The sequence below is a fragment of the Baekduia sp. Peel2402 genome (assembly GCF_052567285.1).
On sequence record NZ_CP199582.1, the window covers coordinates 5,437,881 to 5,451,662 of the forward strand.

A 13,782-nucleotide genomic window follows, 5' to 3' on the forward strand; every position below is an offset into this window, starting at 1 on the left:
CGGGTACCAATCCAGTCGGTCCAGCCGCGCCTTGGCCGCCGCCAGCGCGGCGCGTTCGTCGCGCGAGGGGCGGAGGCTCAGCGTAACCGGATCGGGTTGAGCACCAAGAACAGCCGCAGGTCGGTGTTGGCTTGCTGCAGCTTGTAGGTGTAGAGCTTGTCGCTGGTGATCGACGAGACGGTCCGCGCGTCGGCAGAGCGCGAGATGCCGTTGACCGACGGCGTCTCCTTGGCCAGCGTGGACTTCAGCGGGTGCGCGAGCGCGGTCTGCACGTCAGCCTGGTCGCGGCGGAACAGCAGCGCAGTCGGCGCCGTCTTGGTCTGCGTCAGCTTGCCGGTCGCGGCGCTCTTGCTTTCGGCCACGGTCGGCGGGAACAGCACGACGGTCTCCGACACGCCCAGGTAGCGGAACGAGTAGAGCGCCAGCTCCAGCGCCTCGCGACGCACCAGCAAGCCGCGGTTCTGCGACGCCTTGCCCGGGATGTGGCCGTCGCTGGTGCCGATGCCGTTGAGGCGGTACATCACGCCGGCGCCGTCGTCGAGCAGGTCGACCGAGCCGCCCCGGGCGGCCGGCTGCTGGATGGCGATCGTCACCGGCACCTGCTCGACCTCGAGCGCGCCGCCGGTGACCAGCACCAGCTGCTTGCCGTTGGGCAGCTTGTACTGGGTGCCGACGTGCTTGGCGATCTGCTCGGCGGCGTCGACGCCGCCGGTCGCCGTTGGGCGCCACTCCGACCACGCGGGCCCGGCCTTGACGATGATTTTGGTGTCGTTCTGACCGCCGGCCACGACCGCGACGAGCAGCGCGATCGCGGCGGCTCCAACCGCCAATAGCGCTCCGAGCAGGAACTGGAAGCGCGCGGAGTAGCGCGAGTAGCTCGGCTCGTCGTCGTCGTCAGACGGCGTCGCCGCTGCGGGAGGGGAATCGACGGGCGCAGGCGCTTCGGCGACCGCGGAGAACGCCGCCGTCGCGGTCTCGCCTTCTGCCTCAGTCGCCCACAGCCGGCCCGCGGCCGCACGGGGCGTCTCCTTGGGCAGCAGGCTGTCCGGATCCCACTTCGGCTGCGTGCCGGCCGGATCCGGCGGGCGCTTGCGCGGGTCCGGGCGGTCGCGCCCGGGCGACGCTTCCTCGTCGTCCGCGGCGCGCGGCTCGTCGTCGATGTCGTGCTCGCTCACAGCTTCGGCCAGAGGGTCTCGTCGGTGGGGTCGATGGTCGGCGCTTCGAGCTCGGCCTGGTCGAGCAGCTCGAGGACCTCGTCGCCGAAGATCTCCTTGCGCTCCACGAGCACGTCGGCGATGTAGGCGACCTTGTCGCGGTTGTGGCGGACCACCGCGATCGCGGTGATGTAGGACTGCCCGATGATCTGCGCGGCCAGCCGCCGCTTGTGCGGGTCCTGCAGGATCGTCGCGATCGAGTCGCCGCTCTGCGTCATGCCGCGCGAGCGGCTGATGATCTTGAGGCCGATCTGCTCGTAGCGGTCCATGATCTTCTGCTCGGCGGTCTCGCGCTCCTCGTCGGAGGCGAAGTCGTGGGCCGACAGGTCGACCGGCACCGGGCCCATGCTCGAGAAGCCGACCATCACCGCGGCGCGCCACGTGACGTGCTGGACGTCGCCGCCCACGCCCGTGCCGTTCTCCTCGTAGAAGACGTGCTCGGCGGCCATCGCGCCCAGGCCCCAGACGACGTCGGCGACTTCTTGGTGGCGCCACTTGACGAAGCGCTCCTCGGTCTGCATCACCTGGTGGTGGCCGAGCGACCCGCCGCGCTTGCGGATCGACAGGCGCGTCGACATCACCGAGGGCATGTACACGTGCGCGGCGACGGCGTGGCCGGCCTCGTGGATCGCCACCGACCGCGTCTCCTCGGCGATGTAGTCGATGTTCTGGGCGGTGCCGGACTCGATCGTCGTCATCGCCTCGACGATGTCGTCCCACTCGAAGAACGTGCGGCCCGAGCTGTGCGCGTAGGTCAGCGCCATCGAGCAGACCTGCTCGATCATCGCCGGCGAGTAGCCGTTGGTGATGCGGGCCAGCTCGTCGCGCTTGCGCGGCGCGTCGAGCGACGGGTCGTGGTCGACGCGGGCGAGGTAGAGGTCGAAGATGTCGGCGCGGTCGTCCTTGGTCGGCGTGCGGAACCAGACGTGGCGGCCCATCCGGCCCGGGCGGATGAGCGCCGGATCGAGGCGGTCGATCGGGACGTTGGTCGCGCCGATGAAGTAGATCTGCTCCGGCCGCGGCTTCGGGGACGGCAGTCGCAACGACCGGCCGAACAGCCGGCGCGGGACGAAGTAGGAGGCGTCGACGATGTTGTTGATGCGGTTGGTCCAGAACTTGGCCCAGAACTTCGGCTCGTCGACGCCGTCCATCTGGATCAGGAGCTGGTTGAGCGCCATGCCGCCGCCCGCGCCGCCCATCCCGCCGGGCACGATGAAGTCGTTGATCCGCCCGTACATGCGCGCGAGCGCGGGCGGCAGGACCGGCACGACGCCGGGCGCGCGACTGGCGAAGAGGTGATCGCGCCAGGCGGCGTTCTCCATGACCATGTCGCCCGACGCGGAGACCGCGCCCCACGGGCCGTAGTACTGCTGCTCGACCTGCTCGGAGAACAGCGGCTGCATCGTCGAGCTGGCGCCGTTCAGCGCCTGGCGGCGCAGGCCGACCGCGTCGATCTCGTCGATGAAGATGATGCACTGCCCGCCCCACTTGCGCGCGAGCTTGCGCGCCTTGCGGATCAAGAACATCACGATGATCACGTCCATGCCGATGAACGTCTGCGCGAAGCCGGAGCCGGGCATCGTGACGATCGGCGAGTTGAAGGACGTGGCGATCGCCTTCGACAGCATGGTCTTGCCCGTGCCGGGCTGGCCGATGAACAGCAGGCCGCGCTCGGGCTTGCCGCCGGCCTTGCGGAACTCCTCGCCGCTCTGCCACAGCTCGATGACGCGGGTGACGTCCTCCTTGGGCTCGGTCTGCCCGCGCACGTCCTCCAGCCGCACGCCCCAGTCGGCGTCGCCCGGCTCGTAGCCCTTCATCTGCTTGAGGCCGAAGATGAGCATCGGCCCGAACAGGATCAGGAAGTTCGCCAGGAACAGGAACGAGAGCTGGAAGCTCATGTAGGCGCCCATGACGAGCACCTGCGGGTCGCTGAGCCCGTCGCCGATGTCGTCCAGCAGGCCGCCGATCGAGTTCCCCGTGATCAGCGCGATGATCCCGAGCACCCCGAAGACCAGCCCGAAGACCCAGACCAGGATCTTGTACTTGCCGCGCCAGAACCAGAGGCGGCGGCGGCCGGTGGCGTCATCCAGCAGCGCCTCGCGGTCGGCGCCGTAGAGGCTGGGACGGGGGATGAAGCGGTGGGCGATGATGTCGATCAGCCCGCGGAAGGCCGCGACGGACACGATCGTCGCCAGCAGCGCCCAGCCCCAGGGCCAGTTGTCGACGCTGACGAGGATCGCGAACAGCGCCGGGCTGGTCAGGACCGCGACGACGGTCGCCGCGCGCGACAGCCTGCGCCACTCGGACGCCAGCACCTGATGATGGGTGGCCGCGTCAGCCGGCCCGCCGCTCGTCCCGGTGCTCCCCTCGGACTCCATGAGCGCAGAGGGTAGTGGGGTGCGGGCCGAAGTCCAGCCGCCCGGCGGTCCGGGCGCTTTTGGCCCTTCCGGCCTGCTCACGCGCGGTTTATGGCGCGCTTCGGTCCGGCCTCAGATGCGAGGGATGCTGGGCAACCCGCGTGCGAAAGGTCGCGGTGGGTGCCGTCGCTAGATGCGCGGGATGCCCAACACCATGTGCGGGGCGGCAGAGACGTCGGCGTCGCGCTGGTCGGAGGCCGCCGGCGGGGCGGGATCCTCGTCCTTGAACTCGAGCGTGCCGCGGCACTTGGGGCAGGCGCCCAGCACGCGCAGACCCTCGGCCATGGCGGGGGTGTTCCAAGTGAACTCGCAGCTGGTGCAGCGCACGGCGAAGTCGTCGGACATCAGGAAGGGCATCGGCGGATTGGCGCTCGCCCTTGACTCGGCCGTTCGTCCACCTTTTGGGCCCGAGGCTCAAGGGCGCGGACATGCACGGCCGATCCCTAACGGTCGCAGGCAGTACGGTCCCGGCTCGATGTCGCGCCGTGTCCTGCCTGCCGTCTTTGCCATTGCTGCGTTCCTGGCGGCAGGAGCCACGCCCGCCGGAGCGCTGACGCTGGGTCGTTGCGCGAAATCTTCCGGTTTTCGGTGCGGCACATTGGCCGTGCCGCTGGATCGCACCGGGAAGGTCCCCGGGACGGTCAAGCTGAAGGTTGCGGTCGAGGCGCCGCGCAAGGGCGCAGACGGGTTCCTGCTCGCGCTTTCGGGCGGCCCCGGCCAGCCGTCGGTCCCGTTCGCCGAGTCGTTCAAGCTCTCGCTGTCGCCCGCGCTGCGCCACCGCCGGCTCGTCCTGCTCGACCAGCGCGGCACCGGCGACTCGGGCGCGATCACGTGCCCGGGCGTGCAGAAGCTCGGCACGCTGGACCCGGTCAACACCCACCTGGTCGAGGCGTGCGCCAACAGCCTGGGCCCGGCGCGGCAGTTCTACTCGACCACCGACACGGTCAACGACATCGAGGCGCTGCGCGCGGCGATCGGCGCGCCCAAGCTCCAGGTCATGGGCGTCAGCTACGGGACCTACGTCGCGGTCCAATACGCGCGGCGGTACCCCGCGACGACCGACGGCTTGATCCTCGACTCGGTCGTCGGCCCGGCCGGGATCGACGCCTACTTCCTGGACACGTTCGAGCGGCTGCCGCGCGTGATCGCCGAGCAGTGCGCGGGCTCGCGCTGCCGGACCGCGACCGATGACGCGGTCGCCGACCTCGGGACCGTCGCGCGGTCGTTGGCGGCCAAGCCGCTGCGCGGGACGATCCCGGGCACCCGCGGCGCCCCGCGCCGGACCGCGATCCACGACGAGTCTGAGCTGCTGTTGTTGATCATGTCGGGCGATCTGAACCCGTTCATGCAGGCCGCGCTGCCCGGCGCGCTGAACGCCGCGGCCGACGGCGACCCGGCGCCGCTGCTGCGCCTGCGCCGCCTCGCGCAGGGCCCGTACACGCCGGTCAAGGACTTCAGCGTGGGGTTGAACGTCGCGACGACGTGCGCCGACGTCGCGTTGCCCTACACCTTGCTGACGCCGTTCAACGACCGCTGGACGGCGTGGCTGCACGGGCCCGACGCGCTGCCGGACAGCGCGTTCGCGCCGTTCAGCCGCAAGGCCGTGATCGACACGTCGGTCGCGCACGACTGCCTGCGCTGGCCGCAGGGCGACACGCCCGCGGCGCCGTCGGCGGCACCGCTGCCCGACGTCCCGACGCTGCTGCTCAGCGGCCGCCTCGACACGCGCACGCCGGTGGAGAACGCCAAGGAGCTGCTGCCGTCGCTGCCGCACGGCCAGCTGCTGACCGTGACCGGCACCGGCCACGACGTGCTCGACAGCGACATCACCGGCTGCGCGGCCAAGGCGCTGAGCCGCTGGGCCGATGGCAAGGCGATCGGCACGCCGTGCCAGGGCAGGGACAACGCGGTGACCGTCTTGTCGCGCCCGCCGGTCACGTTGTCGGCCTACCGCCGCGCGCCGGGCGTCGCCGGGGAGCGTGGCCGTGAGCTGTTCGCGGTGCTCGACACGCTCGTCGACGCGCAGATCGCCTCGTTGCAGACGATCTTCGCGGGCTTCACCACGATCCAGGGCGGCGGCCTGCGCGGTGGGTTCTTCTCGTCCTCGAGCGACGCGGGGAGCCTGCGGCTGCACCGCTACGCGCTGGTGCCGGGCCTGCGGGTGACCGGCGCGGTGCGCTCGACGTCGGCTGGCGGCTCGGGCACCGTGACCGTCGACGGGCCCGGGACGCTGGACGGCACGCTGACGATCTCCTCCACCGGCACGGTGACCGGGACCCTCGGCGGCAAGCGCGTGCGCTACCGGCCTGGCGCCTCCGCATCCTCCGGCGCGGGTCGCGTCCCGCAGCGGGTCGCGGTGCCGAGCGCGGCGACGCTGAAGCGGCTACTGGCCGTTCGGCGCGCCGGGCTGTAGGCCGTCGGCGTCCGCCGCGCGGCGCCGACGCTGGCCGATCGCGACGACGCTGCCGACGATCAGGCCGATCAGGATCACGAACGCCATCGGCAAGATGATGCCGTCGCCCTGCTTCAGCGTGGTCGTGCCGACCGCGACCGCGAGGCCGATGACGAAGACGAGCACGCCCATGAGCGGACGGGCGCGGTAGAAGTCCAGGACGGAGCGCATCGCCCCGGACGGTACCGGTCTGCGGGCCCGTGGCGTCAGTCGCCGACGACGAGCGCCGCGTGGATCAGGCGCGTGACCGTGTCGGTCAGCCGCGGCAGGTCCTGCGCGCGGTCCTCGGCGAGGTTGAGCAGGACGAGCTCCTCCATCGCCTCGGCCAACTCGATCGCCATGTGCGGATGCACGGCGTAGCCCGGCGGCAGCTCGTCGGCGTGCTGCTCGGCGAGCGTCACCATCATCTGCGCGAACTGCTGGAGGACCGCGCGGCGACGGCGCAGCGCCTCCGGGCCGGCGCGGTGGACGTCGCGCACGAACGCGCGCGCCAGGCCGGGCTCCTCGGCGAGCGTGCCGAGGTACGCGCTGACGCCGGCGGCGATCCGCTCCTCGTAGGGACGCCCGGCGCTGCCGAGCACCGCGGCGGTGGTCTGCGCGCGCAACAGGTCGCCGCAGGTCGCGTAGGCCGCCAGGTAGCAGTCCTCGACGTCGTCGAAGTGCTGGTGGAACGTCGCGCGCCGCAGGCCGGCCCGCTCGACGACGGCCTCGACGGTGACCTCGGTATAGGTCATCGCCGTGAGCGCGTCGGCCATCCCGGCGATCAGCCGCGCGCGCTCGGAGCCCGCAGCCTCGTCGCGCAGGGCGCGGACGAAGCGGGAGCTGGCGAGGGCGGACCGGGGCACTGCTGGGTACCGTAGCGTTCCTGACCAGTCCGTGCGCCAGTTGAGACACGCGCGTCTACCTGTCCGGGTAGGGTCGGCGCGTGAGGCCCCTGGTTCTGGTCACATCGGCGCTCGTCGCGCTGCTGGCGCTGCCCGCCGCCGCGGGCGCGCGCCGCGACGACTTCCCGACCGAGGGCCGCAAGCCCGCGCCCGGCGCGACCATCAAGGACGCCACGCAAGGCGTCGTGGTGCAGTTCACCTGCCCGGACTACCACCCGGACACCAGCGACGAGATCGTCAACCGCGGCGGCGACGGCTACCACGTGATCCTCGCGACCGCGGGCGACGTCGGCGCCGACGGCCTGCTCCTTGCGCCGGACCGGATCGACGTCCGCACCGCGGTGGAGGTCGACGGCGTCGACGGGATGTGCACCGCCGCGCCTGACGCGTCTGACCGCGGCCTCATGCCGCGCGAGCCCGGCACCTACTGGTGGCAGTCCTACCGCGAGTGCCGGACCTACATCTGCCCGTTCGGGACCGAGATCAGCGACACCTACAACGTGACGGTCGTCAAGACCGTCTGCACCGTCGACCGCGCCGCGCTCGCCACGGCGCGCCGCGCGCTGACCACCGCGCGCAACGCCTACAAGAAAAAGCGCACCGCCGCGCGCCGCGACCGCGTCGCCACCTTGCAGGCGCGCGTGACGCGCCTGCAATCGCGGATCCGCGTGGTCGACCGCTGCGCCAAGTCGTAGGCCTAGGTCCTAGGCCTACGACTGGATGGCCGCGATCTCGACTCGCAGCCGCTCGATCATGGTGTCGATCCGCCGGGCGATGTCGCGCGGGTCGGCGCGCAGCGTGTCGGCGACCTCCGCGGGCGGCGTGCCGTCGACCATCATCGCCAGGATCGCCAGGTCCTCGGGGTCGACGCGCGCGCCCGCGGCCTCCAGCAGCTCGCGCGGAACGGGCGGCAGGACGCGGTCGCCGCGGGCGACGGCGCGCAGCGCGTCGAAGAGCTCGGGCGCGGGCGCCGACTTGTTCATCAACCCGTCGGCGCCGGCGAGGATCGCGGGGACGACCATCGCGCTGTCGGCGTAGGCGGAGTACAGCAGGACGGCCGGCGCGGGGACGTCGCGCTTCAACCGCCGGCAGAGCTTGAGCCCGTCGGCGCCGGGGAGGTGGTAGTCGAGCAGGATCACGTCGGGACGGGTGCGCGCGAGCATCGCGGGCAGGTCGTCCTCGGAGGACGCCGCGCCCAACGGCACGATCCCGGGCTCCGCCCGCAGCACGGCGGTCAGGCCGGCACGCATGGCCGGGTGGTCGTCGACGATGAGCAGGCGGATCATGGGGAACCTCCGGGGTGGGGGAGAGCGAGGGCCACGGAGGTTCCGTGCCCTCCGGGGCCGGGCCCGATGCGCAGATCGGCGCCGATCGTCTCGGCGCGCCCGTGCATCGAGCGAAGGCCGTGGCCCCCGGGGCGGGGCTCGGCCGGCATGCCGATGCCATCATCGGCGATCGTGAGGGAGATGGTCTCGGGCGTGGTCGCCAGGGTGACGTCGATCGCCGTACAGCGCGCGTGGCGCACGGCGTTGGTCAGGGCCTCGGCGGCGATCCGGTAGGTGTGCGCGGCGACCAGCGGCGGCAGCACCGGCAGCCGCCCGTGGACGTCGATGCGCGCGACGCCGGTCCGGGCCAGCTCGGTCGCGCGCTCGCGCAGCAGCTCGTCGACCGGCCGGCCGTCCAGCGGCGTGCGCAGCTCGGCGACGCTGGTCTCCATGTCGGCGGTCGCGTTGCGCAGCTCGGCCAGCGCGCCGTCGAGCAGCAGCCGGTTCTGCTCCTGCGTGGAGTGGCCGTCCAAGGACGACAACATGAGATGCGCGGCGTGGACGCGCTGCTTGGCGGAGTCGTGCAGCTCCCACGCGATGCGCTGGCGCTCGGCCTGCAGCGCGAGGCGCTCGGAGTGCGAGCGCGCGGTGCGCAGGCGGTCCAGCAACAGCGACGAGTAGGCGAGCGTCGTCGTCACGATCACCGGCACGAACAAGTGCGTGGCGAGCGTCTCCAACCTGATGGTGTTGGTCAGCGTGTCGGCGGGGAGCTTCTCGGTGAGCTGCGCGACCGCGCCATAACAGGCTGAGTAGCCGATGCCCCAGGCGACTGCGGCGCGCCACGGCAGCGACGTGGCGGGCAGGATGAGCGTCGTGAGGGCGAAGACGTAGAACGGGCTGCGCCAGTCGCCGCCGGCCAGGACGAGGGCGAGCGCGGCAAGGCCGTCGAGTGCCCAGATCGCCGGCGCCCAGACACGGTCCTCGGTCCAGCGCAGGAGCCACAGCGACGTCGGCGTCCACGCGGCGGTGATCAGCGCCAGCAGCGGGTCGGCGTGCGTGACGCGGTGGGCGAGCAGCAGGACGATCGCCAGCGCCGCGCCAAGGACGCGGGTCATCGTCAGCAGGGCGAACCAGCGGTGCGCGCGCAGCGCGCGCATGGCGATTCGCTCCCGTCCGGCGCCGCCGTTCACAGGCGGGAACCTTTCACGCGGACCTTAGGATCGGATGAACGCCGTGTGAGCGTCGCCCCAGAACGAGACGTATCCGCGCACGCGCTCGGACTCCGGGTACGGGTCCTCGTAGGACCAGGCGGCGTCCTCGAGCTTGGTGCCGTCTTGGAGCTCCACGGTCCAGTACGTGGCCGTGCCCTTGTACGGGCACCAGGACGTGGTCGCGGTCGGGCCGTGCAGCGTGGCGGTGACGTCCTCGCGCGGCAGGTAGTAGCGGTTCGGTACCGCGGTCTCGCTGAGGACGAGCGCGCGGGTGGAGTCCGCGATCGGCGCGCCGGCCTCGGTGGTGACGGTGGCGCGACCGCCGATGGGGCGGACGTCGACGCGGTGATAAGGATCCGGGAAGCCCTGGACGGGCTCGTCCTCGTCGAGCCAGCGGTCGAAGCGCTCGAGGTAGACGCCGGCGTAGCCGTCGAGCCAGGCGGCGGTCTCGATCGGCGTGTCGTAGACCCAAAGCGCGTTCTCGGCGACGCGGGCGCCGTCGCCGGCCGTGACCGTGCGGTACGACGCGTCGCCCTTGAACGGGCAGTGCGTGGTGTGGTCGGTGCGCGTGAGCGCGTCGGCCTTCACGTCGGCCAGCGGCACGTAGAGCTGCGGCTTCAGACCGGTCTCGTGCAGCAGGAACGCGCCCTCGGTGTCGATGACGGTCTCACCGCCCAGCTCAGCGCGCACGCGGCGGGGCAGCGGGGTAGCGAGGAGGCGGTGCTGCGGACCGTCGATCGCGTAGTTGGTGTGGCCGGAGGAGCCCGCGAGCGGACCGGGCGCGTGCGTGAGGCTCATGACCTCGACGGTAGCTCACGGCTCGATCATGTAGGCCTTGCCCTGGCCGTCGCCGATCCACAGGCGGCGGTCGGTGGCGGTCAGCGTCCGGGCGTAGGGGCCGAGCGTCGTCGTGGAGCGGAACGTCGCGTGGTCGGCGAAGCGGTGGATGGTCAGCGTGGACGAGCTGTAGTCCGCCATCCAGGCGACGTAGCGCCGCGTCAGCACGAGCCGCAGGTCGCCGGGCGCGCTGGAGATGACGCCGAGGTCGCGGACCGTCCGCGTGCCGCAGCGCTTCAAAAGCACGCGCCCGCGGCGGATCGTCACCAGCCACGGCGCGCGGTAGTAGGACGCGTCGTAGGCGGTGTACCTGTAGGGCGCGCGGTCGAAGTCGTCGTAGCCGGACACCACGTGCGTGCCGACGGCCAGCGGCGCGCAGAGCTTCACGGTGCCCGAGGCCGCGTCGAGCGAGAGGGCGCGGTGCGCGGAGGGCTTTGGCCTGACCGTGCGGCCGTCGGACAGGCGGCGGTACTCGGTCTGCTCGTCGACGTGCGCGCCGCCGGTGGTGTAGATCGTCCCGAGCGCGGCGCCGATCCCGCTCAGCTCGTAGGCCTCGCCGCCGGCACCGGAGTTCAGGAAGCCGATCGCGTTGGAGCGCAGCGCGGTCGTGCCGCGGTCCTGGAGCCAGACCCGCAGGAAGTCGGGGCTCTCGGTCGGGCAGGCGTAGGCGACGTCGGTGGCGGTCAGCCCGCCGAGGCGGCAGCCGGCGGGCGGGTGGAGGACCGCCTCGCCGCCGAGCGGCTGGTCGTCGCGCAGCACGTGGGTCCCGTCGGCGGACTGCCAGGCGGCGGAGGCGGCGGTCGCCGCGGTCGGGGCTTTGGGGACGGCGATGAGCGGCGGGGCGGTCGGCGCGACGGGCGCGGCGTGGACGGCGCTCGCGGGAAGGGCGAGCGCAAAGGCGATGGTGAGCAGGAGCGCGCGGTGCATCGTCTCCATCCAACGGGCGGAGGCGGACGGAGTTGCGCGCTCAGTCCAGCTCGGCCATGCGCGCCTTGACGCGCGTGCGGCGCTCGTCCAGCTCGCGCTCGAAGGCGGCGATCTCGTCGCGGCGGCGCGCGAGCAGCTCGGACTGGCGCTCGACGTGGGCCAGCGCGCGGTCGAGGATCTCGCGGCGGCGGCGCTTGCCGGGGTTGCCGTGGTGCCACTCCTCGCGCAGCGCGGCGCGGTCCTCCTCGGCGGCCAGCAGCTCGCGCAGCTCGTCCAGCGAGACGCCGAGCAGCTGCTTGAGGCGCAGGGCCTCGCGCAGGCGCTCGACCTCGGCGTCGCCGTAGGTGCGGTGGCGGCCGGCTTCGCGATCGGCGCCCGCGTCGCCGAGCAGTCCGATCTCCTCGTAGTAGCGGATCGTCCGCGTGGTCGTGCCCGTGAGCTTGGCGACCTCGCCGATCTTCATGCCGAGACCTTGACGGGCTCGCCCGCCGACGCCCCCGCCGGGCTCGTGCTCGGGCGCAGCAGCGAGACCAGCGCGCCCGCGATCGCGGTGCCGGCCAGGACCCACAGCGCGACGTGCATGTTGTGGATGAACGGTGCGAGCGCGGCGTCGTCGAGGCCGCTGGTCACGCCGGAGAAGATCGACAGCAGGACGGACGTCGGCACGGCGGCGGTGATGATCGCCAGCACGAACGCGATCGACAGGACCGACCCGGTGTTCTGCAACATCATCCGCGTGCCGCCCGCGATCCCGCGGCGGTGCGCGGGCACGGTGCCCATCATCGCCGCGGTGTTCGGCGAGTTGAACATGCCCGAGCCGAGGCCGTTGAGCAGCAGCCAGAACGCGGCCAGCGCGTAGGACGAGTCGGTGCCGAGCATCGTCATCCCGCCGAGGCTGATCGCCACGACGACCATGCCCAGCGCGGCCAGGGATCGCGCGCCGTGCTTGTCGGCGTAAGCGCCGGCCAGCGGCGAGGAGATCAGCATGCCCAGCGCCATCGGTGCGAGCTTGATGCCGGCCAGGATCGGGTCATCGCCCAGCGCGCCCTGGAAGTACAGGACGAAGACGAAGGTGAGGGCGAAGCGCGACAGACCGTTGAGGAACGCAGCGCCGGTGGCGGCCGCGAAGCCGCGGTCCTTGAAGAGCGACAGGTCGAGCATCGGCGACGGCGAGCGCCGCTCGACGACGATGAACGCGGGCAGCAGGACCGCCGCGGCGATCAGGGCGATGATCGTGTTGGTGTCGTTCCACGCGACGATGCCGCCGCGCGAGATCCCATAGGTCAAGCCCGTGAGGCCGATGACGAACGTGAAGGTCCCCGGCCAATCGAAGCGGTGGTCGACCTCGGGCCGGATCAGCTCCTGCAGGACGGTCGCCGCCCAGAACGTGCCGGCGATCCCGAACGGCACGTTGAACCAGAACACCCAGTGCCAGGAGATCTCGACCAGCGCGCCGCCGAGCACCGGCCCAAGCACCAGGCCGATCCCCGCGACCATCACGTTGGTGCCCATCGCGACGCCGAGCTGCTCCTTCGGGAACGCGTCGGTCACGAGCGCCGACGCGTTGGCGAACAACAACGCGCCACCGATCCCTTGGACCACCCGCCAGATGATGAGGTCCGTGCCGCCGGTCGCGAACCCGGCACCGAGCGACGCGACGGTGAAGACGGCGAACCCGGCGACGAACGCGCGCTTGCGGCCGAAGAGGTCGGAGAGACGGCCGAAGGTGAGCACCAGGACGGTGCTCGCGATCATGAACGCGAGGATCACCCAGACGAGCGTGAGCAGCCCGACGCCGAGGGCCTTCTCGAGGTCGGGGAGCGCGATGACGAGGGTGCCGCTGTTGACGGTAGCCAGGAGCATGCCGAGCGACGTGCAGCTGAGCGCCCACCATTTGTAGTGCTCGTGATCGGCGTCGACGCCGATGCGGCGTTTGCGTGGGGCGGGGAGGGCGGACATCGAGTTCGATGGTACCCGAACCTCTATTTTACGTGCACGTGAGGTTTGGAGGGCGCGGGTTGTGGGTGGCGTTCAGTGCGGGGTGTGGGTGGGGGTGCGTCGCGTTGGAGAGGGGGCGGCGAGGGAGTGAAGCCGGGTGGGCGTGGCCGCCGTTTGGTGTCGTCCTCGGGCTGTCTCCTGGGCGCGGGGCGGGCGGTTCGGGGCCGAAAGAGTAATGCGGGTCGAGTTGACCGGCACTATTGCGGTCAACTCGACCCGCATCCCGAAACCGGCCCTCATGGAGCGCCGCCAGGGATCCGGGTCGCGTAAGCGTCGTATATCGACTATTAGGCGACCCGGATCGATCCCTTCGGCCCCGAACTGCCCGCCCCGCGCCCAGCCACACGCCCGAGGACGACCGACAGCGGTCGCCACGCCACAACGCTCTCACTCCCTCGCCGGATCCTCTCCAACCCGGAGCACCACCCTCAACGCCCCGCACCGAGCGCCACCAACGCCCGCGCCCCGGCAAACGAGCGCCACCAGCGAGCGCGCCGCGCCGGACGCCCACCACGAACGTCCGGCGCAATCGCGATTTGCCGCGCCGCGGAACCGCACTCCCGCGGCGCGGAGCTTG

13 protein-coding genes are annotated in these 13,782 nt (G+C 71.8%); 2 read left to right on the forward strand and 11 right to left on the reverse strand.

The window, feature by feature from the left end:
• Positions 1-77 precede the first annotated feature (77 nt).
• The 3 genes from ACT01A_RS26445 to ACT01A_RS26455 form a co-directional block, all read right to left on the reverse strand.
• Entirely contained in the window at positions 78-1,175 is a 1,098-nt protein-coding gene (locus tag ACT01A_RS26445; RefSeq protein WP_445150104.1) for a hypothetical protein, read from the reverse strand.
• Positions 1,172-3,592: an AAA family ATPase gene (locus tag ACT01A_RS26450; RefSeq protein ID WP_445150105.1), complete on the reverse strand. Its 2,421-nt coding sequence runs from the start codon at positions 3,590-3,592 to the stop codon at positions 1,172-1,174. The genes ACT01A_RS26445 and ACT01A_RS26450 overlap by 4 nt, the downstream gene beginning before the upstream one ends.
• Positions 3,593-3,760: 168 nt before the next feature.
• Positions 3,761-3,988: a hypothetical protein gene (locus ACT01A_RS26455; protein ID WP_445150106.1), complete on the reverse strand. Its 228-nt coding sequence runs from the start codon at positions 3,986-3,988 to the stop codon at positions 3,761-3,763.
• 247 nt (positions 3,989-4,235) lie between these two features.
• Here ACT01A_RS26455 and ACT01A_RS26460 point away from each other — a divergent pair, with 247 nt between their 5' ends.
• A complete protein-coding gene (locus ACT01A_RS26460; protein WP_445150107.1) occupies positions 4,236-6,044 on the forward strand; it encodes an alpha/beta fold hydrolase in 1,809 nt (602 codons plus the stop codon).
• On the opposite strand, the gene ACT01A_RS26465 is transcribed toward ACT01A_RS26460, so the two are convergent.
• Both ACT01A_RS26465 and ACT01A_RS26470 read right to left on the reverse strand, forming a co-directional pair.
• Positions 6,015-6,254, reverse strand: a complete 240-nt coding sequence (locus tag ACT01A_RS26465) for a hypothetical protein (protein ID WP_445150108.1) — start codon at positions 6,252-6,254, stop codon at positions 6,015-6,017. The genes ACT01A_RS26460 and ACT01A_RS26465 overlap by 30 nt on opposite strands.
• Before the next feature lie 35 nt (positions 6,255-6,289).
• Positions 6,290-6,928 (reverse strand): TetR/AcrR family transcriptional regulator, encoded by a 639-nt coding sequence (locus ACT01A_RS26470; protein WP_445150109.1) that lies wholly within the window; start codon positions 6,926-6,928, stop codon positions 6,290-6,292.
• Positions 6,929-7,008: 80 nt separating this feature from the next.
• Here ACT01A_RS26470 and ACT01A_RS26475 point away from each other — a divergent pair, with 80 nt between their 5' ends.
• Positions 7,009-7,662, forward strand: coding sequence for a hypothetical protein (locus ACT01A_RS26475; protein ID WP_445150110.1), 654 nt, complete (start codon positions 7,009-7,011; stop codon positions 7,660-7,662).
• A gap of 15 nt (positions 7,663-7,677) precedes the next feature.
• On the opposite strand, the gene ACT01A_RS26480 is transcribed toward ACT01A_RS26475, so the two are convergent.
• From ACT01A_RS26480 to ACT01A_RS26505, 6 genes are read right to left on the reverse strand one after another with little or no spacing between them, the layout of a single operon-like run.
• Positions 7,678-8,253 (reverse strand): response regulator, encoded by a 576-nt coding sequence (locus ACT01A_RS26480; protein WP_445150111.1) that lies wholly within the window; start codon positions 8,251-8,253, stop codon positions 7,678-7,680.
• Positions 8,250-9,389, reverse strand: a complete 1,140-nt coding sequence (locus ACT01A_RS26485; RefSeq protein WP_445150112.1) for a sensor histidine kinase — start codon at positions 9,387-9,389, stop codon at positions 8,250-8,252. The genes ACT01A_RS26480 and ACT01A_RS26485 overlap by 4 nt, the downstream gene beginning before the upstream one ends.
• A 57-nt stretch (positions 9,390-9,446) precedes the next feature.
• On the reverse strand, positions 9,447-10,241 hold the full coding sequence (locus tag ACT01A_RS26490; protein WP_445150113.1) for a DUF427 domain-containing protein: 795 nt from the start codon (positions 10,239-10,241) through the stop codon (positions 9,447-9,449).
• A 15-nt stretch (positions 10,242-10,256) separates the two neighbouring features.
• Positions 10,257-11,207, reverse strand: coding sequence for a hypothetical protein (locus ACT01A_RS26495; RefSeq protein ID WP_445150114.1), 951 nt, complete (start codon positions 11,205-11,207; stop codon positions 10,257-10,259).
• A 40-nt stretch (positions 11,208-11,247) separates the two neighbouring features.
• The gene (locus ACT01A_RS26500; RefSeq protein WP_445150115.1) at positions 11,248-11,670 is read right to left on the reverse strand and encodes a MerR family transcriptional regulator; all 423 of its coding nucleotides are present in this window, start codon (positions 11,668-11,670) and stop codon (positions 11,248-11,250) included.
• Positions 11,667-13,166, reverse strand: a complete 1,500-nt coding sequence (locus ACT01A_RS26505; protein WP_445150116.1) for an MFS transporter — start codon at positions 13,164-13,166, stop codon at positions 11,667-11,669. The genes ACT01A_RS26500 and ACT01A_RS26505 overlap by 4 nt, the downstream gene beginning before the upstream one ends.
• Positions 13,167-13,782: the final 616 nt, after the last annotated feature.